The sequence below is a fragment of the Agrilactobacillus yilanensis genome (assembly GCF_003946725.1).
GTDB classification, from domain to species: domain Bacteria; phylum Bacillota; class Bacilli; order Lactobacillales; family Lactobacillaceae; genus Agrilactobacillus; species Agrilactobacillus yilanensis.
This window is the reverse complement of sequence record NZ_RHOY01000002.1, coordinates 118,128-145,104: the sequence shown is the minus strand read 5'-3', so window position 1 is coordinate 145,104 and position 26,977 is coordinate 118,128. Positions and strand designations below refer to the sequence as shown.

The following is a 26,977-nucleotide window of genomic DNA, read 5'->3' as shown; positions in this document are numbered from 1 at the left end:
CAATAATTTACTTGTATTATAGGCCGTTTTATTAATCTTTCTTTTCAGCCATTGCGGCTTTAAGGGCAGCAGCTAATGGACTTTCAACGGGTTCAGTATCCTGGTTGACTTTTTTAAGCAACCGACGTTCCTCGTGTTTGGTCATTTTTTTCTGACGTTGATTTTTAGAGTGCATTTTTTCAGTTGTCCCATCATACTTGCATCGGAAATAAGGGCCGGTTTTACCTTCTAAAATTTCCATTTTCCGATGACACTGTGGACAACGATGGTTTGAGACTTTAGGATCTTTACGGCGCCGATATTGACACTCGGGATTTGTACAAACATAAATTTTACCATCCCGGGTATTACGTTCCCGTAATTTAGAACCGCATTCGGGACACAGCTTAGTGGTGATGGAAAAATCTTTATAAGTTGCATCTGATTTTTTGATTTCCATCACTAAACGTTTGGTGTCTGATTCAATATCTTGTATAAATCGTTTAGGCTGCTGCTGGTTTTTAGCGATGGCTTCCAGCTGTTGTTCCCATTTGGCCGTTAAATCTGGAGATGCTAAATCGGGGTTGACTAGCTTTAAGAGCTGTTTGCCTTTAGGCGTTACGATTAATGTATTGCCTTGGCGAGCCATTAACTCGGATTTGATCAATTTTTCAATAATTTCTGCCCGAGTGGCCGGTGTGCCTAAATTATATTTTTCCATTTGGGCTAATAATGTACCGTCATTAAGCAATGATGGGGCTGTTGTTAAAGCTTTATTGATTTGAAAGGCAGGCTTAATTTTCTGATCTTTTTGCCAAGGGATGGGTGCGTCTGTTTTTGAGATGGACTCGGTGATTTTCCAACCGACTTGTTTAATGGCAACTTGTTTAAAAATGAATTTTTGAGTCCCGACGGTCACAGTAGCGGTGACATTGTTTGTAATATGTTTTTCAGCAAATAAGCCAATAAAACGGGCCACAATCAAATCATAGATTTTCAGCTCATCACTGGAAAGTCGATTTGTCTGGGGATGCTCTTCCGTGGGGATCAACGCATAATGGTCAGTGACTTTTTGATCATTAAACACACTGGGCTTAGTAACCTTAGCCCCATTTTGTAATAGCTTTTTGGCTTGAGGTTCAAAGTTAGCAATGGCTTGTAGCCGTTCTTTCATTGTGCTGGCTACGTCTTGCGGTAAATATTTGGAATCGGTTCGTGGATAGCTGACAATTTTGTGCACTTCATAAAGGCTTTGGATCAGCGACAATGTTTTTTTAGCCGAGAAATGATATTTATTGCTGGCAACTAATTGAATTTCAGTTAAGTCAAAAGGTAATGGGGCGCTTTGACTTTGTTCCTTAACTTTTAAGTCCGTCACAATACCGACTTCTTTTGAAAGCTCGTTCACAAAGTTTTCGGCTGCTTGGTGTGTTTTGAACTGCAATGGATTTTTAGTGTCCAGTTGACCCTTTTCGTTTCGATAAGTGAAAGAAACGGTGTAGTAAGTTTTAGGGATAAAAGTTTCCGCTTTAACTTGACGCTGATTTACTAAATTCAAGGTAGGTGTTTGTACCCGTCCGGCATTTAAATTATCTTTATATTTCACCGTCAAGGCGCGGGTAACATTAAGACCTACCAACCAATCTGCTTTTGTTCGGGCCAGTTCAGATTCGTAAAGCTTATCGTATTTCTGCGCTGGTGCTAAATGTTTAAAGCCGTCTTTAACAGATTTTGTTGTTTGTGATGAAATCCACAGTCGCTTTAATGGTTTATCAAACCGAATCCATTGAAAAATCCACCGGGCTAACAATTCACCAGCACGGCCGGAATCGGTGGCGATAATGCCACTGGTAACATCTTTACGTTTAGCAAGTTGTGAAATTGCTTTTAATTGCCCACTAGTTTTTGGTAAAGGTTTAATACCAATATTTTTGGGCAGCATAGGTAGGGTTTCTAATTGCCATTGCCGCCATTCTGGTTTTAAATCTTCAGGCATTTTCAAAGTTAATAAGTGGCCGAAAGCCCACGTGATGATATAGTTTTTACCTTCGTAATAAGTTTTATGTTTTTCAGTGGCGCCGATAATTTTAGCAAGGTCTTTGGCAACACTAGGTTTTTCAGCGAGTACTAATGTTTTAGACATAAATTTTAAAATTACTCCTTTAATAAATTGCGATTACTTCCTATTTTAGCATAGATCTAGAAAAAATCGCATGGCATTAAAAGTGAACGAATATTCATATTAATTTATATTCATACTATTAAATTATGTGAAAAGATTATATAATGGGGCTATCACATTAAAATTTAAATCCTTAAATGGGAAGAAAAATGCGGAGGTTTTTATGGGACACAAAGTTAAGTTTGGCCTAACGATCATTGTAGGGGTTATGGCCTTGCTGTTGGCGTTTATTTTTAAACGACCAGATTGGGCACAAATATTAGTGACGATTGTAGGCGGGTTTGTGGCATTAGGGATGCTATGGGAGATGGTTCAGACCATCCGTGAAGGGCAATATGGGATTGATCTTTTAGCAATCATTGCGATTGTCTCAACGCTTGCTGTTGGGGAATATTGGGCGAGTCTGATGGTTTTATTGATGCTAACCGGCGGCGATTCATTAGAAGATTATGCGGCTAATCGAGCAAGTTCGGAGCTGCAGGCACTTTTAGAAAATTCACCTCAAGTTGCCCATCGCCAAAATAAAACAGGGCTAGAAAACATTAAAGTTGATGCCGTTAATATTGGGGATCACTTAGTAGTTAAACCTAATGAATTAGTACCTGTGGATGGACATGTCTTAGCCGGCTTTGGCGATTTTGACGAATCTTCATTGACCGGGGAATCGCAACCTGTTTCTAAAGAAATAGGCGATCGGTTATTATCCGGTTCTGTGAATGGGGCACAATCGGTGACGATGATTGCCACACATACAGCAGAAGATAGTCAATACCAAGCTTTAGTGAAGTTGGTGCAGACGGCAAAAGCCAAACCGGCACATTTTGTTCGGATGGCGGATCGTTATGCGGTACCATTTACCGCTATTTCATTAATTATTGCCGGGATTGCCTGGTTTGTCTCCAAAGATCCAGTACGTTTTGCGGAAGTTTTGGTCGTTGCTTCACCTTGCCCATTAATCTTAGCCGCACCGATTTCACTAGTGGCCGGTATGAGTCGGGCTAGTAAAAACGGGATTGTCATCAAAAGTGGCGATGTGGTGGAGAAAATGGCCACCGCCAAAGCTATTGCCTTTGATAAAACTGGTACCTTGACCCAGGGTAAGTTAACGGTCGAAAAGGTCTATCCTGTTGGGGACCTATCCGCTGAAGCGTTAAGTTTGTTAGCGGCTAGCGTGGAGCAGCATTCCAACCATATTTTAGCGCGTTCGTTAGTGGCCTATGTTCAGGATCAAAAATTAGAAGCCGTTCAAGACATTCAAGAGGTTGTAGCCCAAGGGGTTCAGGCCAATGTTAATGGGCAAGTCGTTCGCGTGGGTAAAGCGAAGTTTGCTGATGTTCCAGAAATAGTGGCCTTACCAGCACAAACAGCGGTTTATGTGAGTATCGATGGCGAATTTATGGGCTATTTAACGTTTACCGATCAGTTACGCCCGGAAACGAAAAGTACATTAGAACGTCTACGCCAGCAAGGGTTAGAACACTTAGTTATGCTGACAGGTGATAATAAAGCCATTGCTAAAACAATCGGCCAATCTTTAGATTTAGATGAAATTCATGGGGATTGTCTCCCTGAAGATAAGATTAATCTGATCCAAGAAACGGCTGAAATGTACCAGCCAATTATGATGGTTGGGGATGGCGTCAACGATGCGCCTTCATTAGCCACGGCAGATGTCGGCATTGCCATGGGGGCACATGGCGCCACAGCAGCTAGTGAATCTGCGGATGTAGTCATTTTAAAAGATGATTTAACCCGTGTTGCGAATGCCGTACAAATTAGTCAAGAGACGATGCAAATTGCCAAACGGGATGTCTTGACGGGAATTGTCGTTTTAGTGATTTTGATGTTAATTGCGACCACTGGCGTTATTCCAGCTTTACTTGGCGCTATTTTACAAGAAGCTGTGGATACAATGACGATCTTACTAGCACTAAAAGCGCGAAGTGGTTTAAAAGCGATAGAATAACACGCAACTGCAGAAATATTTTAATAAGTATTATTGTGAAAACCAGCTCAAGGCCGATTCTAAGGCTTAGAGCTGGTTTTTTAAGTGTTTTTAGTAGCTAAGTCTGTATTTTTGATACTCATATACTGACCTAGAGATAACAGAATCATCATGAAAAACGCTTGCATTTTAGAGTGATTAAGTTATACTAAAGTCGTTAAAGGAAATTAAATTTCTTATTAAGAAATATAAATATTAATTGGAGGTTCTATCATGAGTTTTAATATGGTTACCCGGTATGCCCATAGTCCTAAAGACATTGAACACTATAGTACAGAGGACTTGCGGGATGAATTCTTAATGGCAAAACTCTTCAATCCTGGGGATATTTTATTAACCTATACGTATAATGATCGGATGATCTTCGGTGGTGTGACACCAACGACTGAAGCCTTGGAGATCAAATTAGATAAAGCACTAGGGGTCGACTACTTCTTACAACGTCGGGAATTGGGCTTCATCAATATCGGCGGCAACGGTAGTATTACGATTGATGGCCAAAAAGACACGATTGTAACCCATGATGGTTATTACATCGGCATGGGCACTAAATCAGTAACCTTTGAATCAGATGATCCTAAAAATCCGGCTAAATTCTATGTGGTTTCCACACCGGCACATAAAACTTACCCTAACAAGAAATTGCCATTTGCCAACGCTTTGGCTAAACCAATGGGCGATCAAGCCCATATGAACAAACGGACCATTTATAAATATATTGACGCTTCCCAAATGGATACTTGTCAATTACAAATGGGCTACACTGTTTTGGAACCAGGTTCTTCTTGGAACACCATGCCGGCGCATACCCATGCTCGGCGGATGGAAACGTATATGTACTTTGAATTCAGTGATCCCGATACACGGGTTGTACATTTCTTAGGGGAACCGAATGCCTCTAAACATATTTTCTTAGAACCAGAACAAGCCGTTGTTAATCCAAGCTGGTCAATCCACTGCGGTGTAGGGACAACAAATTATGCCTTTATCTGGGCAATGTGCGGTGAAAACCAAACTTATGATGATATGGATCAAGTAGATATGCACGATTTGAAATAATAAATTAGTTAGGAGTTTTGAAAATGGCACAATCACCCGAAGAAATTAAGCAAAATGAAGCAGCTTTAGATAAATTCAAAATGAACTTCTTTGATTTAACCGGCAAAGTTGCCATCATTACTGGTGGGAATACTGGTTTAGGGCAAGGCTATGCAGTGGCTTTAGCTGAGGCTGGCGCAGACATTTTTATCCCAACATTTGGCAAAGCTGAATGGGACGAAACAAGAAAATTAATCGAAAAACGCGGTCGCAAGGTAGAATTCGTAGATGTTGATTTGACCAAACCAGGTGTCGCTGAAACGGTTGTTGAACAAGCCGTTAAAACATTTGGCCACATTGATATTTTGATCAATAATGCCGGAATGATTCGTCGGAACCCACTATTAGAATCTAAAGACTCTGACTGGGATGCCGTTATTAATATTAACTTAAATGCGGTTTATCACATGTCCATGGCTGCTGCAAAAGTCTTTGCCGCTCAAAAATCTGGCAAGATTATCAATATTGGCTCCATGCTTTCATTCCAAGGCGGCAAGTTTATTCCATCTTACACCGCTTCTAAACACGGGGTTGCTGGATTAACTAAATCTTTTGCAAGTGAACTTGGTGCTTATAATGTTCAAGTTAATGCGATTGCACCGGGCTATATTAAAACAGCAAATACAGCACCAATTCGTGCCGACAAAGCTCGGAATAAAGAAATTTTAGATCGGATTCCTGCTGGGCATTGGGCAGAACCTCATGAATTAATGGGTGTTGCTGTCTTCCTAGCCAGCAAAGCGTCTGATTATGTTACCGGACATATCTTAGCCGTTGATGGTGGTTATTTAGTAAGATAGGTCAAAAAAGCAGGTTTGAACTAAATGATGCGTAAGGGTACTTTGGAACTTTCGCATTATTTTTTGAAACACATTGTGAAATTAATAACCAATAATATTTTTATTTTATAGGAGTGATAAAGATGGCAGATCAAGACATCACAAAGACGTCATTGACAAGCACTGTTGATTTATTGATTCATAATTTAACACATTTAAGTGACCCAACCGGTGAATTTTCAATTAAAGTTGCCGATGGTTCAATTATTGATAATAAGAGTTTCGACTATTGGGAATGGACTTCAGGCGTTGGCCTTTATGGGATGATGAAGTATTACCAATTAACTCGAGATCAAGCTGTCTTAGATCGTATGATCAAATGGTTTGACGATCGCTTTAATGAAAAACCAGTAGAAAAAAATATTAACACAATGGTTCAAATGTTAACGCTAGCATATCTCTATGAAGAAACTGGCAACAAAGCTTATCTACCGCATCTACAAAGATGGGCTGACTGGCTGTATTATCGCCTGCCAAGAACTGAAAAAGGTGGCTTCCAGCATGTTACTTTTGGTGATTTGAATCCAGATGAGATGTGGGCCGATACGTTGATGATGAGTGTCTTAACCTTAGTTAAGTTAGGCAAACTGTTAAACAAACCTGAATACGTTGAAGAGGCTAAAAAGCAAGTGCTCTTGCATATCCAGTTCTTACAAGATAAAAAGACCGGACTTTGGTATCATGGCTGGACTTTTAAAGATCGGAATAATTTCGCCGGTGCTTTTTGGGGCCGTGGTAATTCTTGGATTACAATTGCCTTTCCAGAGATATTATCTTTATTAGATCTTGATGAAGACGATGCGATTCGCAACTTCATGATCATGAATTTACAATATCAAATTGATGCTTTGAAGAAATATCAAGATGAAAGTGGTTTGTGGCATACATTAGTGGATGACAAAGAAACCTACTTAGAAGGTTCTGCTACAGCGGGCTTTACTTACGGTATCTTAAAGGCGATTCATGAACATTACATCGATGACAGCTATCGTGAGGTCGCTATGAAAGGTGTCCATGCCTTATTGAATAACATCGATAACGAAGGCGCCTTAGCCCATGTTTCTGCCGGAACACCAATGGGGGAAACTAAAGCTTTCTATAATCAAATTAAAACTTCAGTCATGCCTTATGGTCAATCAATGGCAACGTTAGCATTGACGGAGTATTTAACAGAATTTTACTAAGCCGACAATAGCATAATCGACCGTAACGCCAGTGACTTTTGGTTTGAGCGATACTTTTAAGTCAAAATGGGTTTAAATTCGGGCGGTTATTGTTCCAAAAATGAAAGCGCTTAATATTCAAGTAACGAGCTATTTTATAATTAATTTTTGCAGTTTAAGGGAGTGCAAATTATGAAAGCAGAAGCAACAAATAGCAATACAGCTGGCGCCGCAAGACAAGATGCAGGGCTAGAAGTTGTTAAGACAGATTTTAAACCTTTTGGTATTCGTGATAAAATCGGCTATATGTTTGGTGATTTAGGGAACTGTTTTATTTTAGGATTAGTAAATAGTTTTTTGATGATTTATTATACAAACGTTTTAGGGATTGCCGGTGGTGTTGTTGGGATTTTATTCTTGACGGCTCGGATTATTGATGCCTTCGCGGATGTAACCGTTGGTCGTTTGGCTGATGTGGCTAAATTAACGGATGCAGGTCGTTTCCGGCCTTGGATCAGAAGAATGAAATACCCATTTTGCCTAATTGCCATTATTTTATTCTTACCATTCGTTAATTCTTTCCCAATGGCTGGTAAGGTTGCTTATATCTTCGTCACTTATCTTATTTATGGGATTTTCCTATCTACAATCAATATCCCTTATGGTTCTATGGCTTCAGCAATTAGTTCTAATCCGGATGACCGGGCTTCCCTTTCTACTTTTAGAAGTGTTGGTTCTGCCATTGGTGGTGCGACAACTGGTTTCTTGATCCCTATTCTAATGTACACAACAGCTGCTAATGGTCGCCAAGTTGTTTCAGGCATGCGTTTCTTCTTCATCGCCATTGCTTGTGCTGGGATCGCTTTTGTCGCTTATAATGTCACTTATCATTTGACAACAGAACGGGTTCAAGTTGAAAAAACAGAAAAAGTTAGTGCTAAAGATTTAGTGAAAGGTTTGTTCACAAACAGAGCGTTAATGTCTTTAGTTGTTGCCGATTTGTTTGTTGTCATCAACCAAATTCTTTCAGGCACAACGACCACTTATTTGTTTAATGACTATTTCCATAATAAACAAGCGATGTCTATTGCGTTATTATTCACTTATGGGACCGTTGTTGTCTTAGCACCATTTGCCACAATGTTAATTAAGAAATTCGGGAAACGTGAAGCAAGTATTGTTGCCTTATCAATTTCTTCAGTATTGTATTTAATTATGTATTTCTTGCACATCCGCAATCCTTGGGTTTACTTAGTACTCTTGTTCATCGCAACTTTAGGTGCTGGCTTATTTAACTTAATGGTTTGGGCCTTTATTACCGACGTTATTGACTACCATCAATATTTGACCGGTTTTCGTGAAGATGGGACTGTTTACGGTGTAAACTCCTTTGCTCGGAAAGTAGGACAAGCATTAGCCGGTGGGATTGGTGGTTTCATGTTACAAATCATTGGTTACCGCTCTTCTTCAACAGGTGGTGCTGTACAAAGTTTAGCAGTTGAAAATCGGATTTATGGCTTAGCCAATTTAATTCCGTTTGCCTGCTTAGCAATTGCAACATTGATTTTAGCTTTCTGGTACCCATTAACTAAGAAAAAGATTGATCATGTTGATGCTGAATTAGCTAAAATCAACAAACAATAAAATAGACTGCTAAAAGGCGGTTCGTACTTTAATTCAAAATTTTAAAACGATGCTGCTCAAATTGAGTGGCATCGTTTTTTAGAAAAGGACGTAAATAAAAATGAAATTAGGATTAAGAGCACACGATATTGCAATTTTTGATGATATCACAAGTTTGGCGAAACGTTTAAAGGCCTTAAATTTTGATTATGTGCAGTTTGCACCGCGAGCATCTTTGCCACAAACAACCGATCATGGGTTAAAGATCAATTTTGGCTTGGCGAATCAGGTGAAACAGACATTTAATCAATATGACATTCAAATTGCTGTTTTAGGCTGCTATATTAATATGATTCATCCCGACCTTAACCAACGGCAAACCGCCATGGCCCAATTTGAGCAATACTTAGCTACGGCACGTTATTTCGGGGGTAATTTAGTAGGGACGGAAACTGGCAGTGTTGATCCGGATTTTAATTTAACAGCCGCAAATTATGCGCAGGATGTAGTTGCGCTAACGATTCAGCAAATTAAAACTTTAGCCACAGCCGCTGAAAAAACTGGTAATTTATTAGGGATTGAACCTGGGGTGAACCATCCGATTCATAGTCTTGAAGTGATGGCCGATGTTTTAAAACAAGTGGCATCCCCTAATTTACAAGTTATTTTAGATGCTGGCAACCTAGTAACCAATGACCAGCAAAAAATAAATACAGTGATACAACAGGCGCTTGATTTATTTGGTGATAAAATTTATGCCTTCCATGTTAAAGACTATGTTATTGAAGGCGGCCGGGCTAAGGTCGTTCCTGTCGGCGAGGGTATCGCGGATTTATCAGCTGCGTTAAAGGTTATCCAAGAAAATCAGCCTAATGCGTTTGTAATCTTAGATGAAACACCACAGCCGCATTTCTTACGGTCGTTAAGTCGAGCTAGTTTAATGGCAGCGACAGTTTAACAAAAAAGGGGGGTGTGACGCATGCAGATTTTTAATGTCTTAGATTATGGGGCGCTTGGGGATGGTCAGACGTTAGATACAACAGCTATTCAGCAAGCAATTGATGCAGCCGCATTAGTCAGTGGTGAAGTTTTCTTACCAGCAAAGACTTATTTGGTAGGGGCTTTATTTATCAAACGGCATGTCACCTTGTCTTTTCAAAAAGGCGCAAAGCTTTTAGGCAGTACTGATATTGCCGATTTTCCAGAAATTTTTTCTCGAGTAGCCGGTGTAGAGATGTGCTGGCCAGCTGCAATTTTGAATTTATTAGAAGTGGACAATGTTACCATTAAAGGTCAGGGCATTATTGATGGGCAAGGCCCGCACTGGTGGCAGCTGTATTGGGGCGCAGATGGCCACGGTGGTCAGCGACAATGGTATGACACCCATGATTTACGGTGGATTGCGGATTATGCGATTAAGCGGCCGCGGTCGATTTTAGTCTTTAAGTCAGAAGCCATTATCATTAAAGACATTACCTTACAGCGCGCAGGCTTTTGGAATTTACAGCTGACTTATGCTACAGACGTTGAAGTGAAAGATATTATTATTCGTGAAAATAACGGTCCCAGTACGGATGGGATTGATGTGGATTCTTCCAATCATGTGCATATTCATCATTGTCAGCTGGCTTGCGGGGATGATTGTATTGCCTTAAAATCTGGCCGGGATGGTGATGGTTATCGGGTGGGCATTGCCACGAGTGATGTAGAAATTGATCATTGTCAAATTAAGTCGGGTTATGGCGTGACCATTGGCAGTGAAGTCAGCGGCAATATCCACGATATCACTATCCACGATATGACTTTCGAAAATAGTGGCTGTGGTTTTAGAATGAAATCCGCCGTTGATCGGGGTGGTGTTATTGAAAATATTCGAGTTTCGGATTTACAGATGACCAACGTTCAATTCCCATTTTCTTGGTTAATGACTTGGCATAATCAATATAATCACAAAACGATGGTGGATTTAGCAGATAAACCGGCTTTTTGGCAAGCTGTTGCTGCACAAATTCCGGAAGCACAGCGCTTTACGAAAGTACAGAATATAACGGTACAAAATGTAACCGCCCAATTAGCTGCAGACTATCCGCTGCCTGCTCGAGCTTTTGATCTAAAAGCGTTACCGGAAAAGCCAATGGAGCAGATTCGTTTTTCTAATGTGAAGCTAGCGGCTAAAGAATTTGGTAATATTGTGGCGGTTAACGACTTGCAATTTAAAGATGTGACCGTGTCTGTCCAACATGACAACACTTTAGCAAACGATGCGTATGATAATCGGTAATTTGGGGTAATTAAAAGAGGTTGGCGCAATTTCGACCAACCTCTTTTTGATCACATGGATTAATATATTTTTTTGAGAAATGTTAGCCGTTATTTAACCACAACGAACCAACACCGACAGCCGCTAATAAGCCAATGCCGATAATACCGGCTAAAGCAAATTTAAAAACAGCAAAACCACCAAGGGCAAAAAGGGCGATACTGATAAAGGGATGCCGTAAAATTAAGCCTAGCAGTTTGATGACTAAAATGACAATAATTACAATGGCCACCAGTGCCCCAATTCCTGCAGCACCGCTGAAAGAATGGGTTGAATTTTCGATGGCTGCAAAAGCCAATTCAGACATAATTGTTCACCTCGTCTTTAACTAAATCCTACGATTCAAAAATGATAGCGCTCAGGATAAATTAATTTTAACGGAAAGACTTGCCAGCCACATCAGTAAAAAGTCTGAAATTACGAGCTGACAGGCTTCGAAATAAAGCGTATAATATTTCTGTATAAGAAATTTTATAACGGTAACTATAAAAGGAGTTTCAACATGATGGCATCTGAACAAGTGACCCCGCCTTTATATGGGACAGTCTTACTAAAAGCGAAGGCTATTTTAGATTTTATTTTAAACACACCAACACCGCCAAACTTAAAAGAAATCAGCGATAATGTACCAATGACAAAATCTACGGTTTTTAAAATTTTAAAGACGTTAGAGTTTTGTGGATTTGTTCGGTGTTTAGGTGAGGAAAAACGTTATTATTTGGGGACTACTTTTTTAAGTTATGCTCAAAAAACTTTGTCCACTTTTGATATCAATTTAGTGGCCAAACCTTTCTTAGCCCAGTTACGGGATGAAACTAATGAAACCGTAAACTTAGGGATTTTGGATACCTCTGACAGTACGGTGACTTTGTTGGCTAAACTAGAAAGCCCTAACAGTATTAATTTAGTGTCCCGGGTGGGCAAAGGGATGCATCTTTATTCTTCAGCGATGGGCAAGGCGATGCTGTCTTGCTTGCCAGAAAATGAGTTTGATGCTTATTTAACTAAGACAGATTTAGTGCCGCTGACTGAAGATACAATTACGGATAAAAAGCAGTTATGCGAAAATATTCAGCAGGCTAAAGCTAATGGTTATGCAATTGAGAATAATGAGAATCAAAAAGATGTTCTTTGTGTTGGCTTTCCTTTATATAAAGATGGCCGAATTTACGGTGCTTTTAGCGTTAGTGCGCCACGGTACCGTGTGGCTGAGGGAAATTTAGCTTTATTTATTGAAAAAGGGCGTATTGCGCAACAAAATATTTTAGCAGTAATTTAGAGCCGTTATTGGGGGTAAAAGTGTGTCGAAGCATAGATTGGGGCTTTTTTTAGCAGCTGCCGGTGCAATTTGTTTTGGGATCGGTGGGACTTTATCCAATATTTTATTTACACGGATCACCGTGTCACCGCAATGGGTAGTCAGTGCCCGGATGTTATTTTCAGGGCTTTTAATTTTAGGTTATTTACTTTGTCGTCGAGAAAATATTTTTAGTATTTGGCATCAAAAACGGGATGCTTTCGGCGTCTTATTATTTGGTATTTTTGGGGTCTTGTTCGCCCAGGCCACTTTTTTACAAGCTGTTTTTTACGGCAATGCGGCGGTGGCCACTATTTTACAATCACTAGGCCCGGCCTTGATTGTTATAATTTTGTCGGTGGCTTTAAGGCAAGTACCTAGACGTAATGAAGCCATTGCGATTTTGATCTCTTTAATTGGTGTTTTTTTAGTCGTGACTAATGGCGATCTCCATCAATTGGATGTCCCGGTTCAAGCCTTCGTCTGGGGCTTAATTTCAGTGATTGGTGTGGCTGCTTACACCTTATTGCCACGACCATTGTTAGCGCGACATTCTTCTTTGATTGTAGTCGGTTGGGGCTTATTAATCGGGGGAATTGTGGCTAATTTTGTAGCCCCTGTTTGGCAATTGCCAAAAGACTTTGGGGGGGTAGAATTGCTGTTAGTCATCGGTGTTGTTTTGATTGGAACAATGGGCGCTTATGCGTGTTATGTCGCTAGTTTAAATTATTTACAGCCAGCAATTGTCAGTATGTTAGGTTTATTTGAACCATTAACGGCCACAATTCTAGCCGTTTTATTTTTAGGTGTTCAATTCCGCGGTTTTCAAATTATTGGAGTTATTTTAGCGCTGTTTTCGATTATTTTAATCAATTTTCCATTACCGAAAAAACACCGGTCCTTGTAAATTGAGTAGAACTCGATATACTAGAAATTGAAGAATGGTTTAGAAATTATATTTCTTATAGAGAAAAAGGAGAATAAAAAATGAGTTTTAGTATGGTTACCCGGTATGCCCATAGTCCTAAGGATATTGAACACTATAGTACAGAGGATTTACGGGATGAATTTTTGATGGCGAAATTATTTAACCCCGGTGATATTTTGTTAACGTATACATATAATGATCGGATGATCTTCGGTGGTGTAACACCAACGACTGAAGCCTTGGAGATCAAATTAGATAAAGCACTAGGGGTCGACTACTTCTTACAACGTCGGGAATTGGGCTTCATCAATATCGGCGGCAACGGCAGTATTACGATTGATGGCCAAAAAGATACAATTGTAACCCACGATGGTTATTACATCGGCATGGGCACTAAATCAGTAACTTTTGAATCAGATGATCCTAAAAATCCGGCTAAATTCTATGTGGTTTCCACACCGGCACATAAAACTTACCCTAACAAGAAATTGCCATTTGCCAACGCTTTGGCTAAACCAATGGGCGATCAAGCTCATATGAACAAACGGACCATTTATAAATATATTGACGCTTCCCAAATGGATACTTGTCAATTACAAATGGGCTACACTGTTTTGGAACCAGGTTCTTCTTGGAACACCATGCCGGCGCATACCCATGCTCGGCGGATGGAAACGTATATGTACTTTGAATTCAGTGATCCCGATACACGGGTTGTACATTTCTTAGGGGAACCGAATGCCTCTAAACATATTTTCTTAGAACCAGAACAAGCCGTTGTTAATCCAAGCTGGTCAATCCATTGCGGTGTAGGGACAACAAATTATGCCTTTATCTGGGCAATGTGCGGTGAAAACCAAACTTATGATGATATGGATCAAGTAGACATGCATGATTTGAAATAATTATATTTTATTTTTGAAAGGATTCTAAATTATGAAAGTACTGACTTTTGGCGAAATGATGTTACGGTTAAAACCACCAACAAGTAATCGAATTTTACAAACAACCGCTTTTGAAGCAACTTATGGTGGTGCAGAAGCTAATGTGGCTGTTTCTTTGGCTTTGCAGGGCGATACAGCCGCTTATTTAACAAAGTTACCAGATAACCTCTTAGGGGAAGCCGCTTTAGGCACTTTGCGTAAATATGGCGTTGAGACGCAGGCGATTTTACGAGGCGGGCCACGCTTAGGAATTTATTTTTTTGAAAAGGGTGCTAGCGTTCGAGGAACCAATGTGGTTTATGACCGTGCTGGCAGTTCATTAGCCACTTCTACAGCTGACGAATACGATTGGGCCAAAGTCTTTGAAGGGGTTGACTATTTTTACTTCTCTGGTATTACACCAGCGATTTCTAAAGACTTACAACAAGCTGTTTTAGCAGCTTGTGCTTACTGTCAAACCCACAATATTACGGTAGCTTGTGATATGAATTATCGGGGCAAGATGTGGACACCAGAAGCTGCCCAGGCCTTTAGCCAACAAGTTATGCCTTATGTCAATATTGTTTTGGCCCACGATGAGGATTTCATTTCATCTTTTGGTATTCAAGCCTTTGACGGCGATATGACGCGGGGTATTGAACAAAAAGCAAGTTTTAAAGCAGGCATGCAAGAAGTCGCCAAGCGTTATCCTAATTGTCACACCGTAGCTAGCGTACTCAGAGACATTCATTCGGTTGAAGATAGTCAATGGAGCGCATTGTTGTTGCGGGACGGCCAATTTTATGAAAGCCCTGTTTATCAAATGCACGTCTTTGAAGGCGTTGCTGGGGGCGATGCCTTTGGTGCGGGCTTAATGCATGGTTTCTTGAATAACCTTGAACCGCAAGAACAAATCAACTACGCCATCGCTGCTAGCGTCTTAAAATTAACCATCAGCGGTGATTTGAACCTTGTCAGCGAAGCAGAAATCCGCAACGTCATGGGCAACGGCGCCGCAATGAACCGGTAAAAGAAAGAGCGCGAGACAACACGGGTGATTTCGTAATATAACCTAGACTTGGCAGGTAGTCGCCTGCGACTAGCAACAAGGCGTAGTTATATGCAGAAATCAGTGTTGGTGAGCGCGTTTAAGAAAACTCACACAGAATAGACCCGACATAAGCCCGGTTTTGGCTTGTGAGTAAGACGTAGTTATGTAAATTGTCAGTACTTGGAACGCATTTCAAGATTAGAGCATAACCAAAGACGGGTTGATTTTAAAACACTAAATAGTAATATCTAAAAAAATAAACCAGTGAGTATTGAGCTGAAATTGACTTTCGACTCAGCGGCTTACTGGTTATTTTTTACCAATTATAAAAGTAATATAAATATACCAATTTTCATTAAAAAAACAAACGGTAACAAAAATGCTTAAATGCGAAATAATTTCGAATTTTAGAATAACTGAAAATTATGGCCAAACAGGTGATTTTGAAAGAATATGACTTTTATAAGCAGAATGCTTAAGGCTTTTTAATGTACATTTCAGATTATAGTCGGTAAAATAATGAAACAATTAGCAACAAATTAAATATCACTCAGGTAGGTAGATAGCGATTGTAAACCGCTTACTTACACCATATAATGGGGTTGTAGAACTTTATAATACATCATTGGTATAGGTGAAAGGGGCAGATTTTTATGAACGCACATTATCGGAATATTTTAATCGCTTCAGATGGTTCTCCGGAGGCACAACGGGCTTTTACAGAGGCTGTTGATTTGGCCAAGCTGATGGATGCAAAATTGTACATTACGCATGTTTTGGAGCACCGTAATTACGATGGTTCATTAGAGCCTTCATATTATAGTGATGCTTCTGATAGTGCGACATTGGTACAGGCCGGGGTACGTAAGCTGTTGACCAAAATGAAAGCGACTGCAGAGGCACAAGGCCTAACAGATGTTTCTATTTTACAGCCAGAAGGTAATGCCAAAGAAATCATCGCCAATGAATTACCAATTGAACTGGACATTGATTTGATCATTATCGGCGCTACTGGCCGATCTAGAACGGAGCGGCTATTATTAGGCTCTGTATCCGATTACATTATTCGAAAAGCTAATACACAAGTGTTAGTTGTTCGGGATAAGGCTTATCAATAACCCAGTTTTACCTGAAACTGTGTTTAGTTTGTTGCTAATTATAAAACTTTGACACAGCATGACAGGAAAGGGTGGTAGACATGCAATTTATCCAAGAAGAAATACAAGTGGGGACGGAACCAAGCGCAAAATTAAATGGCTTTTTAATTGATAATTCTCAAGAAATTGATCCAAATCGTCAACGACCAGCCATTGTGATTTGTCCTGGTGGGGGTTACGCTTACACTTCAGACCGCGAAGCCGAACCTGTGGCATTAGCCATGTTAGCAGCTGGGTTTCAAGCTTTTGTTTTACGCTACAGCGTGGCACCGGTGCGTTATCCGGTAGCTTTGCATCAATTAGCAAAGAGCGTGGCTTTCATTCGGGACAATGCGCAGAAATTGCATGTTGATCCTGACAAGATCGTTGTTGCTGGCTTTTCAGCAGGCGGTCATTTAGCAGCTTGTTTGGGCGTCTTTTGGCATACGGCCACGTTAGCCGATATTGGGTTAACGCCAGCACAAATGCAACCTAATGGGTTATTTTTAGGCTATCCCGTAATTACCACGGGTCAGTATGGACATCAAGAATCATTTGAAAATTTACTGGGGCCTGATTCGGAAAAATTAGACCAGTTATCTTTAGAGCAGCAAGTGAATTCAAATGTGCCGGAAACTTTTATTTGGCACACGGGTTCAGACCATGTGGTGCCGATGGAAAATAGTTTACTATTTGTCCAAGCGTTACGAAAACAAGGGATTTCCTTTGAATACCATGTTTTTCCAGAGGGTAAACATGGTGCCAGTTTGGCAAATTCAGAAGTTAACCGGAATCCAGAAGATAATCGACCGGAAGTCGCAATTTGGCCGACATTATTTAAAACCTGGGTTCATAATCGTATATAGTAATACAAAAATAAAGCTTATCTCATGATAGGCTTTATTTTTGTGGCACTTTATGTCAACCACTTCCGACTTTAGTCAGAAGTGGTTGACCAACTAATCAGCGAACAGTGATTCTCCATAAATCAATTGATAAATTATTTAAGGAGTTGATTTAAATACCAAAACGCTGTTCTTGGGCAGCAATTGGGAATGAGTTGCTGAAACAATACCACGGTTGTGAATGGGGAACACCTTGTCACAATAACCAAACGCTGTTTGAATTATTATGATTAGAAATCATGCTAGCTGGCCTTAGTTGGCAAACAATTTTAAATAAACGGCAGGCACTTAATACTGCTTTTTGTAAATTTGATTACCAAAAAGTACAATACTTCCAACAAGAGTTGCCCGACTTACCTACTCATTCTTACAGGCAATTGGAATCATTAACGACCATGAAGTTGCTTGTTTTTGCTTCAATGAATTGAATAACTGCTCAAAATAAAAACAAGTCATTGCTGACAGTGCCTTTGTGGTTACAGATTATGTTCAAAATCGGCCTTTAACTCCAGAGTATTTAGCTAAATACCGTTTAGCTGATATTAATTTTAAGAACGATATTCGCGATAACTTGGAACAGCTATCAGCCCAAGTGCTTAATAAGTCGTATCAAGGCTTGCAACAACAAATTAAGCAAGCGACTGATCACCAACGAAAATCAGAATAAAAAATCAGTTAAATGATGTTCACCAAGAAATCAGTAATCGAACGCAAAAATAGCTGAAAACATTTGCTGAAGAAAATCCGGAAATTAAACAACCCGATTTCAACCCCGATCAAAGTCTAAAACGTTAGCCAGTTTTTAAAGGACATGCTATAATAGTAGTAAGAAAAAAGGAAGTCCCGCTGAAGACAGGACTTCCCGTGCAGGCCGCTTCAAAGGCGGTGGCGAAGTTAATAAGACAGCATTAAGCTACCCTGTAACCTACCCAAGTTACGCAGGGCGGCTTTTTTATTTGTGGTTCTTGTCGATGTAGCTGAGTAGCGCGATTAAAAATGTGCCAAACAGCAACATCAACGAAAGTGTCTGGAAGACGCTCATTGACTAATAATACCAATTTTTCGGGTTAGTTCGGGGTGGATTGGTAAAATAGCGACTTGGTACGCCGTTTTTCGTAGGACAAGTTCAGGTAGAATATAACACCTAAGCCTAATTCAATCATGGAGAGAATAGAATAATCATCGTGGACTCGTAACTTAACATTAGGCCGTAAATTAGCGTCCGCAAAAGCAGTTAGCGGTTCACTGTAAGCCCCTTCTTCTAATTCTAAAAAAGGTTCCTGGGCTAAATCGGTCAAGGTCACAAATTTTCTTTGCGCTAAGGGGGGGTTAAGGGGTAGCACCGCTCTTAAAGCTCCTGATTTAACAAATTGAACTGCGGTATTTGGCAGGGCATCGGGACTAATAAAACCGAAATCAGCTTGATTAGTTCGCACCCACTCAGGAATAGTTGTGTAGTCACCTTGATGCAAAATGAACTTAACTTGTGGATATTTCTCTTGGAATTTTTGAATTAATACCGGTAACCAATGGGCTGAAATACTCGAAATTGTCCCAATTTTAACGGTCCCAGAACTTAATCCATTGATTTCCTGCACCTTTTCTTGCATTGCTTGGTATTGGCGAATGGCATTTTGAATTAAAAGGTACACTTGTGCGCCCCTACTAGCTTTTGTCCTTTCAATAAAAATTTGGGCATGCCTCCCCTGATTAAAATCAGAAGATTCCTGCCCAAATTTTTATTGAAGACTGAATTTTTTGAGCCCAATTTGAGCGGCACCAATTGCACCGGCAAACTGGCCTAAATCATCGCGATATACGGGGGCGGCTAAATACTGTGCTAAAACTTCGCCAAATAGTTCACTTTGCGATAAGCCGCCGGTAAATAAGACCGCTTCACCTTTAGGCGCTTGTAGTTTGGCGTGCTGCCCATTAATTCGTTTGGCAATGGAGTGACAGACGCCTAGAGCAATATCTTCGCGTTTTTCACCTTTAGCGACACGGCTGACAACTTCAGATTCTGCAAAAACAGTACACATGCTGTTGATTTGTACTGGTGTGGCACCTTGGATGAATGTATCTAACGTTGCAATATCTTCACCCAGTGTACGCATCATGACTTCCACAAAGCGCCCGGTACCTGCAGCGCAGCGGTCATTCATATTAAAATCTAACACACCGCCGTTACCGTTCAGCCGAATCGTTTTGCAATCTTGACCACCAATATCAACGACTTGTGTAATCCCTGGGTGCAAGTAATTAGCGCCTTTACCGTGACAAGTAATTTCAGTAATTGCTAAATCACTGGGCAGTAATTTACGACCATAACCAGTAGTAATAATCTTATCTGCTTTACCATAATGTGTCGTGAAATAATCAATTACAGTGGCCATAGCGCCCTTGGGATCACCCGCAGTGGCTAAAAGATATTTGTCAATATAGTCTGTTTCAGTAAATAAAACACCTTTTGTGGTTGTGGATCCGGCATCTAGACCGATGTAATACATAATTAACCCTCCAACATTTCAAGAAAAGCGGTAACCCGTGTGTTGATTTGTTCAATATCAGATTCAGAATAGTCTGTTTCTAAATACATATAAGGTGTGTCTTTTTCATCGTTACAGAAGTTTTTAATCCGACGAGATTCAACAGAAAATGGCGTGCAATTTTGTAAGACCATATCAAGGACACCGTCAACTTGATAATCATCAATCATATTGCTAATTAAATCTAATCTATCATGATTATCAGACATACAAGCGCAGCCAATATGAATATATTTGTCAGATAAAGCTTTATAAACATCGGTTTCATCTTCATCAACTAAGCGTTCAACAGCTTTGGCAACGGTACAGTTTTCATAACCGACAACGACACCACCATTTTCTTCAACGGCACGAATGACTTTTTCAGTAACCCCACCCATTGGTGAACCAGTAATCAAAATTCTAGGTTTCTTTTCGAGGTGTTCACCGTTGGCATAGCGTTCTTTAACGGCATTTGTAGCCGCTTCCAAAGAAGCAATGTTTTCAGCTTTATCAAATTTATATTGAGAGCCGTACATGACTTTAAAGATTTCAGCACCACTTAAAGCAGGTGGATTAAGCTGACCTAAATGATAAAAGTCTTTTTTAGCCTGGCGTTCTCTATTCTTTAAAATAATCGCATCCCGAATTTGAGCTTCGGTAATTGTAACCCCAAAGAAGTCTTCTAATTTTTCTTTAAAAGCTTTGATTTCTTCGTACCAAAGCTTTTGACTACGATCATTGTCCCGCATATTTGGCAACTGCATAAGATAAAGCGGCTTGAAGTCACTCATGTATTCATACATTTTTTTCTTGCCATCACAAGTTGTTTCACCAACAACAAGATCAGAGAAATAAAAATAAGGACATTTATCTGTTTTACCAAAGCCGTAACTGGATTTGATCAAAGGACATAAATTTCTTGGTAAATCCTCTTCGGCTGCCGGGATGGTTTCGTCAGAAGTTGAACAAAGACTGATTTGAACAGCACCAGCTGCTAGGACAAGTTCTTCAGGCATGAAAGTACAATAAACACCTACAACGGGTTGACCTTGATCCTTAAGGGATTTTACTTTTAAAAAGCCTTGCTGTCTGGCTTCTCCAAAATCTTCAAAAATTTCTGGTAATTCTGTTTTGACTTTCATAATGCGGCCTCTTCCTATGTAAAATTTAATTAAAAGGGTGGAAATAAGTAATTTAGAACAATTAGCAAAAACTGTGATCTAATTCACATTAATTGCTAAAACAACAAAATATAAGTAGATAATACTGAGAGAAATATATTATTTAAAAATACAAATTTATTCTCTAAACGTATTATAACTGTCTTGAACAAATTTGGAAACCCATATTTTAGATTACCTAAAAATTTTTAAGAATGGCGTTATATCACGGTATTATATGGAATTTTTTATATAAAAAATAAGCCTTTCGAAATAGGTAGGCTTATTTCTTAAATGAATATCATTCTTAATTATAATAACAAAATAGCGCAGAATAAATTTTAATTCAAGCGTAATCTCTATTTAAAATATCTGTGAATTTTGTAACTTCTTTAACTTGATTCAAGGCGCCAAAGGAAAGTCGAATGTAACGCTCATTTTCGGAAGCACTTAAACCGAGCGCTGTTAAAGTTGCATCTGGCCGGGGGTCCTTTAAACTACAAGCACTCACGGTTGAAAAACAAAGGCCCTGCTGACCTAAAACAGTAACCGCTTCTTGACCAGGTGTATGGGGTAATAACAAACCACAGATTCCGGGGAATTCTGCCCAAGGCGCTACGGGTTTAATAGTGGGCGCTAAATTGGCTAATAACGCTGCCTTTAAATGTGTCAGTTGCGTGAATTGTGTGACTTGTTGCTGTAAATTGGTCATTAATGCGGTAGTTAAACTTAAAATACCCGGCGTATCTAAAGTGCCTGGCAAAAAGCCGTTTTGTTGAAAAACATTTTGAAAAAGGGGCTTTGTTAAATAATTGGGATTTAAATATAATAAGCCGCACCCTTTAGGCCCATTAAATTTATGGCCGCTGGCGCTGAAGCCAGCTAGATTTTGCAAATCTAAGTTGATTTTAGTCAAACCTTGGACGGCATCCACAAATAAGGGCACTTTATAATGGGTTGCTGTGGTGTTGAGTTCGGCAATATTTTGGCAGATACCCGTAATCGGATTAACAGCTTGGATAACGATTAAGCCGGTATTAGGTGTAATAGCAGCCGCTAAACTTTGTGCAGTAACTTGACCTGTGGCCGTTATTGGTAATATTTTAATCTGATATTCTTGTGTTTGGGCAAGTTTGTTTAAAACTTGATAAACCGAAGCATGTTCCAGGGGGCTAACTAGAATTTCTTTTTTTGAACTGCCTTGGGCTAATGCCATTAAGCCTAATTGATTGCTTTGAGTACCACCACTGGTGAAAATCAAACCTTCAGGTAACAAGTTTAATGTCTGAGCGATGGTTGTTTGTGCTTCTTGAATAAGTTGTCCTGCCGAATTACCAGCTCGATGCAAACTTTCACTGTTTGCATAAAAGGCTTTGGCAACCTGCTGGTAAGTTGCTAAAGCGGCTGCGCTCATTGGGGTTGTAGCTGCGTGGTCAAAATAGATCATCTGGTCACCTACTTACTAAGCTGCAACATGCGGTCTAAAGCTTTTTTGGCCCAAAAGCTTGTTTCTGCAGAAACAGTGATAACATTACCGGTTTCTTGAGCCATTAATTGATCCATCGTCCAAGCAAGATGGGGGAGGTCAATACGATTCATTAAGATACAAGAACAAGCGTAAGGATTCAAAAAAGAGATGGTCTTGTCTTGATATTGCGCCTTTAAGCGACCAACTAAGTTGTTATCGGTTCCAACAGCAATATGACTATTTTTGGGGGCTGCTTTTAAGTAATTGATAATCGCCGCTGTAGAGCCCACTTCATCAGCGGCAGCAACAACTTCTTGACTGCATTCGGGATGGACAATAATTTTTATCAAGGGATCTTGCTGACGTAGTTTCTGTATTTGAGTGACATTAAATTGTTGATGCACAGAACAGTAGCCATCCCACAAAATAACACGAACTTGATTGGGTTGAGCAGCTTGTAAAGTCATTTGCTGGGTTTGCCATAGACCGATTTCATCAGGATGGATACCTAAAGCAAGCGCAGTATTGCGGCCCAAGTGCTGATCGGGTAGAAATAAAAGACGTTTGGCTTTTTTTAAAGCCCAGGCGACAATTTTTTCGGCATTGCTAGAAGTCACAACGACACCGTGGTGGGCACCGACAAAAGCTTTGATCGCAGCAGTGGAATTAACGTAGGTGATCGGTAAAATATCGGTATCATATTGTTGGGTTAATTGCGCCCAAGCCTGAGTGAGCTGAAAAGTATTGGCCATATCCGCCATAGAGCAACCCGCCATTGGATCAGGTAAAATAACGCTTTGGGCATCTGTTGTCAAAATATCGGCGGTTTCAGCCATAAAATGGACGCCGCAAAAAACGATTTTTTTAGCCCGTTGATTTTCAGCTGCAATTTGGGCCAATTTTAAAGAATCGCCTTGGGCATCCGCAAATTGGAAAACCTCATCTTTTTGATAATGATGGGCCACCATTAATAAGTCATCCCCAAAGGCGGCTTTGGCTGCGTAAATTCTTTGGATTTGAGCCTCTGGATTTTCGTCATAATATTGATTGAAGGCGGACTTAGCCTTTAAGTCGGTTAAAATCATGCTTTAATAACCCCCTCTAAATAAAAACTCAGATCTAATGGCTGGACAGCGTTCGTTAAAAAGCCTAATGAAATGAAAGTTGCTGCGCAGTGTCGATAAGTTGCCAAATTGGCTAAGGTAATGCCACCGGAAGCTTCAGTGATAATAGATGGTGGGATTAAACGACACCAAGTTTTAATAGTTTCAGGTTTTTGGTTATCCAGCATAATAATATCAGCTTTGGCAGCTACAGCTTCTAGAACTTGCGCTTTTGTTTCTACCTCAACTTCAATTTGCATCATTGGTCCAGCATATTGTCGCGCTTTGGTGACGGCTGCGGTGAGACTGCCGGCAGCTGCAATATGGTTGTCCTTGAGCATAATGCCATGATCTAAGCCTAAACGATGGTTATAACCACCGCCGACAGTAACCGCATACTTATCAAAAATACGTAATCCTGGGGTTGTCTTTCGAGTATCGGCAATTTTAATTTCAGGATCGGCTAAAGTTTGGACCGCTGTTTGTGTCGTGGTCGCGATGCCGCTCATATGCTGCATTAAATTTAAAATAGTCCGTTCACCCGCCAGTAAAACACCGGCATCGCCAACGACGGTGCCAATGACGGTACCAGGCAGAACCGGACTGCCTTCTGCTAATAATGGGGTGTAGGTAGCAGCGCCTAAGCAATCATAGACTTGCTGAGGGATAGCTTGGCCGCATAGCAGCCCCGTTTGTTTTGCCACAAATTGACCTTTAATTTTTTGGGCGGCAAACATTTGGGTGCTGGGATCGCCGAAACCGAGATCTTCGATTAAGAAACGTTCAATGGTTTGTTTAGTGATGACTGGATTCATGGGTTATTTCCTCTTTCAAATAATGGGCACCGATACTTTTTGGCTCAGCTAAAGCGGCCTCAGCAATTAGTTGCGCACAGTAACATAAATTTGCTATCGTCAGTTCTTTTTGACTCAACTGGCTCGGTTGTAATTGCAAGAAATTATATTGTTTTAGCCAAATTAAAAATGTCCGCAACTCTATTCGAGTTCGTTCAATACCTAAGTAGTGCCAAGCTTTTTTTTGCAGTACCGCTAAAGTTGGTAGCTTTGGGGTCACAAATAAGGTGGGACTATACTTGAAATTAGCCAGTGGCAGATTGGTTAAAGTCATAATAGCCATTGCCGCTTTTTGCGCACTGACTAAGCAATCCAGTAAGGAATTACTGGCCAAACGATTGGCCCCGTGGACACCGTTACAAGCAACTTCACCTACTGCAAATAAACGAGAAAGTGACGTTTGGGCAGATAAATCAGTCTGAATACCGCCCATCATAAAATGCGCACCAGGCTGAATCGGAATGAGGTGTGTCTTTCTAAAAGGCACATGGTGTTTATCCAAATTGGCGCAGACACCGGCAAAACGGTGTGTGAAATCTGAAACATTTGTAATATCCAAAAATAATTGATGGCCATTTTGCTGCCAAAGTTTTAATCGGCGCGCCACCACATCCCTAGGTGCCAGATCCTTTTGCGGTGTGTCAGCCATGATAGGCGTTTGATGTTCATCCACTAAAATAGCACCACTGCCGCGGATAGCCTCGGTGATGAGGCCGTAGCAGCGATTATTCAACGCTAAAACAGTAGGGTGGAACTGGACAAAAGCCATATCCTTTAAAGCAACTTTTTGTCGGGCAGCCAAAACTAAGCCATCCCCAGTAATGGTTTCGTTGTTAGTTGTGAAATCGTATAAATTACCTAAGCCGCCTGTGGCTAACACAATGGCATCTGCCGTTAAAATGCGCTGTTGACCGCTTTCAATGTCCCGGACTAAAACCCCTTGGCAAACACCTTTGTTAGTGTAAAGCTCGATGGCTGCAGTATTCGTCAGCCAAGTAACATAGGCCAGTTGCCGTTGAACAAAAGTCGTCAGGGCAGCGCCGGTTTGATCCCCATTGGCGTGGAGAATACGGTGGTGACTATGGGCGCCTTCAAGCCCGAAATCTAAATCACCTGTAGGTTTTCGATCAAAATTCATCCCCATTGCAATTAATTGCTGGACCAATTCAGGACCCACATGCACTAATTGTTCTACAGCCAAAGCTTGATTATGATATTGACCGGCTTTTAACGTATCTTGTTCATGGGCAGCTGGTGAATCGCCAGGGTCCAAGGCGGCAGCGATTCCGCCCTGCGCTAACATAGAATTGCTGTCTTGGCGCGCCCCTTTAGTAACCAAAGTCACTTGACAGTTTTTTTGCAGGAGCATCGCCAAATAGCAGCCGGCCAAGCCGGCACCGATGATAATGACTTTTTTCATAAGTGTTGCAGGTGCAAGTCTGTCAAAAAAAGCTTAAAAGACCGACATCTTTTGCAACACACCTCTTTTCATAGCGATTTGTATAAGTTTCAAAGACGCATAAGCAATAAAAGTATTTTAGACTTTTATTCACGTTAAAAAATAAAAGTACCAAATACTTTTATTAATTAAGCTACACTTTACCGCAAATGTTCTCAAAATTCAACTTTATTGCTCGCAAGTCGATAAAGTTTTGCGGGGCGGCCGATTTGTTTACTAGAAGATATACCAATATCTTTAAATAAATGTTTATGAGTTTTTTTAAAATTAGAATTATCAATTTCACTAGGTTTTATACCTAAAAAAGCAGCATAGATCATCCGAGCCTCTTTAAGTGTAAACTGCGCGCCGAGGACGAGTAAAATATTAGGCTGGTAGTTCAATTTATTTTTAATCCGCTGACAAGCTAGACGTAAGATCCATTCATGATCAAAGGCCAGGTGCTGATCAGGCTGTTGCTGCTTTAAAGCTTGATAATAAGCGGTCTCTGAAGCTTCAGCCGCCGTTTGAAAGGTTAGTTGGCGATTGCTGAGGCAATACCGTTTTTGAACTGCGCTAAACGCAAACCAACGGGCTTCAAGAGCGCCGTAACCCGCTTTTAAGGCCGGCATTTCTGGTAAGAAAGTCATATAAGCTAACGACAAGGCCCGCTCATTACTGGTCCGCTGCTGATTGGTAAATGTGGCCAGCTGTTCGGTATAAAAATCGGATAAATTTAAACCTATTTTTTCTCGGATTAAGCGCAATGCTGCTTCATCGGCACTTTCTTGAGTCCGCATAAACGTTTCGGGTAAGGCCCAGCTGTTTTGATAAGGTGGTTGAGCCCGCTTGACTAGGAGTACTTGCAGCTGTTTGGTGGTGCGATCAAAACTCCAAATGATATTCGTAATGGTGATCAAAGGTTTTTCTAAAATACCGAACATATTTAACATTTTTAACCGGTCCCTTCCAAAGTA

At 40.4% G+C, this 26,977-nt stretch carries 24 protein-coding genes and 2 pseudogenes; 15 read left to right on the top strand and 11 right to left on the bottom strand.

Annotated features, from left to right (window positions below; genetic code table 11):
• Positions 1-31 precede the first annotated feature (31 nt).
• Positions 32-2,122: a DNA topoisomerase 3 gene (locus EKM93_RS02120; RefSeq protein WP_125712585.1), complete on the bottom strand. Its 2,091-nt coding sequence runs from the start codon at positions 2,120-2,122 to the stop codon at positions 32-34.
• Between the two features lie 202 nt (positions 2,123-2,324).
• On the opposite strand from EKM93_RS02120, the gene EKM93_RS02115 reads away from it, so the two are divergent.
• The 7 genes from EKM93_RS02115 to EKM93_RS02085 all read left to right on the top strand — a co-directional run bounded on the left by EKM93_RS02115 (position 2,325) and on the right by EKM93_RS02085 (position 11,170).
• Positions 2,325-4,127 (top strand): heavy metal translocating P-type ATPase, encoded by a 1,803-nt coding sequence (locus EKM93_RS02115; protein ID WP_125712583.1) that lies wholly within the window; start codon positions 2,325-2,327, stop codon positions 4,125-4,127.
• Positions 4,128-4,379: 252 nt separating this feature from the next.
• A complete protein-coding gene (gene kduI / locus EKM93_RS02110) occupies positions 4,380-5,225 on the top strand; it encodes a 5-dehydro-4-deoxy-D-glucuronate isomerase (protein WP_125712581.1) in 846 nt (281 codons plus the stop codon).
• A gap of 23 nt (positions 5,226-5,248) precedes the next feature.
• The gene (gene kduD, locus EKM93_RS02105; protein ID WP_125712579.1) at positions 5,249-6,064 is read left to right on the top strand and encodes a 2-dehydro-3-deoxy-D-gluconate 5-dehydrogenase KduD; all 816 of its coding nucleotides are present in this window, start codon (positions 5,249-5,251) and stop codon (positions 6,062-6,064) included.
• Positions 6,065-6,186: 122 nt separating this feature from the next.
• On the top strand, positions 6,187-7,287 hold the full coding sequence (locus EKM93_RS02100; protein ID WP_125712577.1) for a glycoside hydrolase family 88/105 protein: 1,101 nt from the start codon (positions 6,187-6,189) through the stop codon (positions 7,285-7,287).
• A gap of 285 nt (positions 7,288-7,572) precedes the next feature.
• On the top strand, positions 7,573-8,910 hold the full coding sequence (locus tag EKM93_RS02095; protein ID WP_225423613.1) for an MFS transporter: 1,338 nt from the start codon (positions 7,573-7,575) through the stop codon (positions 8,908-8,910).
• Positions 8,911-9,010: 100 nt separating this feature from the next.
• Positions 9,011-9,847: a sugar phosphate isomerase/epimerase family protein gene (locus EKM93_RS02090; RefSeq protein WP_125712573.1), complete on the top strand. Its 837-nt coding sequence runs from the start codon at positions 9,011-9,013 to the stop codon at positions 9,845-9,847.
• A 21-nt stretch (positions 9,848-9,868) separates the two neighbouring features.
• On the top strand, positions 9,869-11,170 hold the full coding sequence (locus EKM93_RS02085; protein WP_125712571.1) for a glycoside hydrolase family 28 protein: 1,302 nt from the start codon (positions 9,869-9,871) through the stop codon (positions 11,168-11,170).
• Between the two features lie 82 nt (positions 11,171-11,252).
• Here the strand turns inward: EKM93_RS02085 and EKM93_RS02080 are convergent, their stop codons facing one another.
• Complete coding sequence (locus EKM93_RS02080) at positions 11,253-11,516, bottom strand: hypothetical protein (protein ID WP_125712569.1); 264 nt, start codon at positions 11,514-11,516, stop codon at positions 11,253-11,255.
• A gap of 195 nt (positions 11,517-11,711) precedes the next feature.
• Here EKM93_RS02080 and EKM93_RS02075 point away from each other — a divergent pair, with 195 nt between their 5' ends.
• The 8 genes and pseudogenes from EKM93_RS02075 to EKM93_RS02040 all read left to right on the top strand — a co-directional run.
• Positions 11,712-12,488, top strand: a complete 777-nt coding sequence (locus EKM93_RS02075; RefSeq protein WP_125712567.1) for an IclR family transcriptional regulator — start codon at positions 11,712-11,714, stop codon at positions 12,486-12,488.
• Between the two features lie 22 nt (positions 12,489-12,510).
• On the top strand, positions 12,511-13,413 hold the full coding sequence (locus EKM93_RS02070) for a DMT family transporter (RefSeq protein WP_125712565.1): 903 nt from the start codon (positions 12,511-12,513) through the stop codon (positions 13,411-13,413).
• A gap of 80 nt (positions 13,414-13,493) precedes the next feature.
• Positions 13,494-14,339, top strand: coding sequence for a 5-dehydro-4-deoxy-D-glucuronate isomerase (gene kduI / locus EKM93_RS02065; protein WP_125712563.1), 846 nt, complete (start codon positions 13,494-13,496; stop codon positions 14,337-14,339).
• Positions 14,340-14,367: 28 nt separating this feature from the next.
• Positions 14,368-15,387 carry a sugar kinase gene (locus EKM93_RS02060; RefSeq protein WP_125712562.1) on the top strand — a complete coding sequence of 340 codons (1,020 nt, stop codon included), beginning with the start codon at positions 14,368-14,370 and terminating at the stop codon, positions 15,385-15,387.
• A gap of 674 nt (positions 15,388-16,061) precedes the next feature.
• Positions 16,062-16,526: a universal stress protein gene (locus tag EKM93_RS02055; protein WP_125712560.1), complete on the top strand. Its 465-nt coding sequence runs from the start codon at positions 16,062-16,064 to the stop codon at positions 16,524-16,526.
• 80 nt (positions 16,527-16,606) lie between these two features.
• Positions 16,607-17,410 carry an alpha/beta hydrolase gene (locus tag EKM93_RS02050; protein WP_125712558.1) on the top strand — a complete coding sequence of 268 codons (804 nt, stop codon included), beginning with the start codon at positions 16,607-16,609 and terminating at the stop codon, positions 17,408-17,410.
• 194 nt (positions 17,411-17,604) lie between these two features.
• Positions 17,605-17,877 (top strand): annotated as a pseudogene (locus EKM93_RS13760) (DNA-3-methyladenine glycosylase I).
• Between the two features lie 140 nt (positions 17,878-18,017).
• Positions 18,018-18,244 (top strand): annotated as a pseudogene (locus EKM93_RS02040) (hypothetical protein); the annotation flags it as partial.
• Between the two features lie 157 nt (positions 18,245-18,401).
• Here EKM93_RS02040 and EKM93_RS13470 read toward each other — a convergent pair.
• The 9 genes from EKM93_RS13470 to EKM93_RS02000 all read right to left on the bottom strand — a co-directional run bounded on the left by EKM93_RS13470 (position 18,402) and on the right by EKM93_RS02000 (position 26,953).
• The gene (locus EKM93_RS13470) at positions 18,402-18,464 is read right to left on the bottom strand and encodes a putative holin-like toxin (RefSeq protein ID WP_263853563.1); all 63 of its coding nucleotides are present in this window, start codon (positions 18,462-18,464) and stop codon (positions 18,402-18,404) included.
• A gap of 52 nt (positions 18,465-18,516) precedes the next feature.
• Positions 18,517-19,101 carry a LysR family transcriptional regulator substrate-binding protein gene (locus EKM93_RS02035; protein ID WP_225423606.1) on the bottom strand — a complete coding sequence of 195 codons (585 nt, stop codon included), beginning with the start codon at positions 19,099-19,101 and terminating at the stop codon, positions 18,517-18,519.
• 87 nt (positions 19,102-19,188) lie between these two features.
• Positions 19,189-19,956: an acyl-CoA dehydratase activase gene (locus tag EKM93_RS02030; protein ID WP_125712556.1), complete on the bottom strand. Its 768-nt coding sequence runs from the start codon at positions 19,954-19,956 to the stop codon at positions 19,189-19,191.
• Between the two features lie 2 nt (positions 19,957-19,958).
• On the bottom strand, positions 19,959-21,119 hold the full coding sequence (locus tag EKM93_RS02025; protein WP_125712554.1) for a double-cubane-cluster-containing anaerobic reductase: 1,161 nt from the start codon (positions 21,117-21,119) through the stop codon (positions 19,959-19,961).
• A 364-nt stretch (positions 21,120-21,483) separates the two neighbouring features.
• Complete coding sequence (locus tag EKM93_RS02020; RefSeq protein ID WP_125712553.1) at positions 21,484-22,584, bottom strand: cysteine desulfurase family protein; 1,101 nt, start codon at positions 22,582-22,584, stop codon at positions 21,484-21,486.
• Between the two features lie 8 nt (positions 22,585-22,592).
• Entirely contained in the window at positions 22,593-23,690 is a 1,098-nt protein-coding gene (gene nadA / locus EKM93_RS02015) for a quinolinate synthase NadA (protein ID WP_125712551.1), read from the bottom strand.
• Positions 23,687-24,523 (bottom strand): carboxylating nicotinate-nucleotide diphosphorylase, encoded by an 837-nt coding sequence (gene nadC, locus EKM93_RS02010; RefSeq protein WP_125712549.1) that lies wholly within the window; start codon positions 24,521-24,523, stop codon positions 23,687-23,689. The genes nadA and nadC overlap by 4 nt, the downstream gene beginning before the upstream one ends.
• The gene (locus EKM93_RS02005; protein ID WP_125712547.1) at positions 24,504-25,982 is read right to left on the bottom strand and encodes an FAD-dependent oxidoreductase; all 1,479 of its coding nucleotides are present in this window, start codon (positions 25,980-25,982) and stop codon (positions 24,504-24,506) included. The genes nadC and EKM93_RS02005 overlap by 20 nt, the downstream gene beginning before the upstream one ends.
• Positions 25,983-26,176: 194 nt before the next feature.
• Positions 26,177-26,953 (bottom strand): NrtR DNA-binding winged helix domain-containing protein, encoded by a 777-nt coding sequence (locus EKM93_RS02000; protein ID WP_225423605.1) that lies wholly within the window; start codon positions 26,951-26,953, stop codon positions 26,177-26,179.
• Between the last annotated feature and the right edge of the window lie 24 nt (positions 26,954-26,977).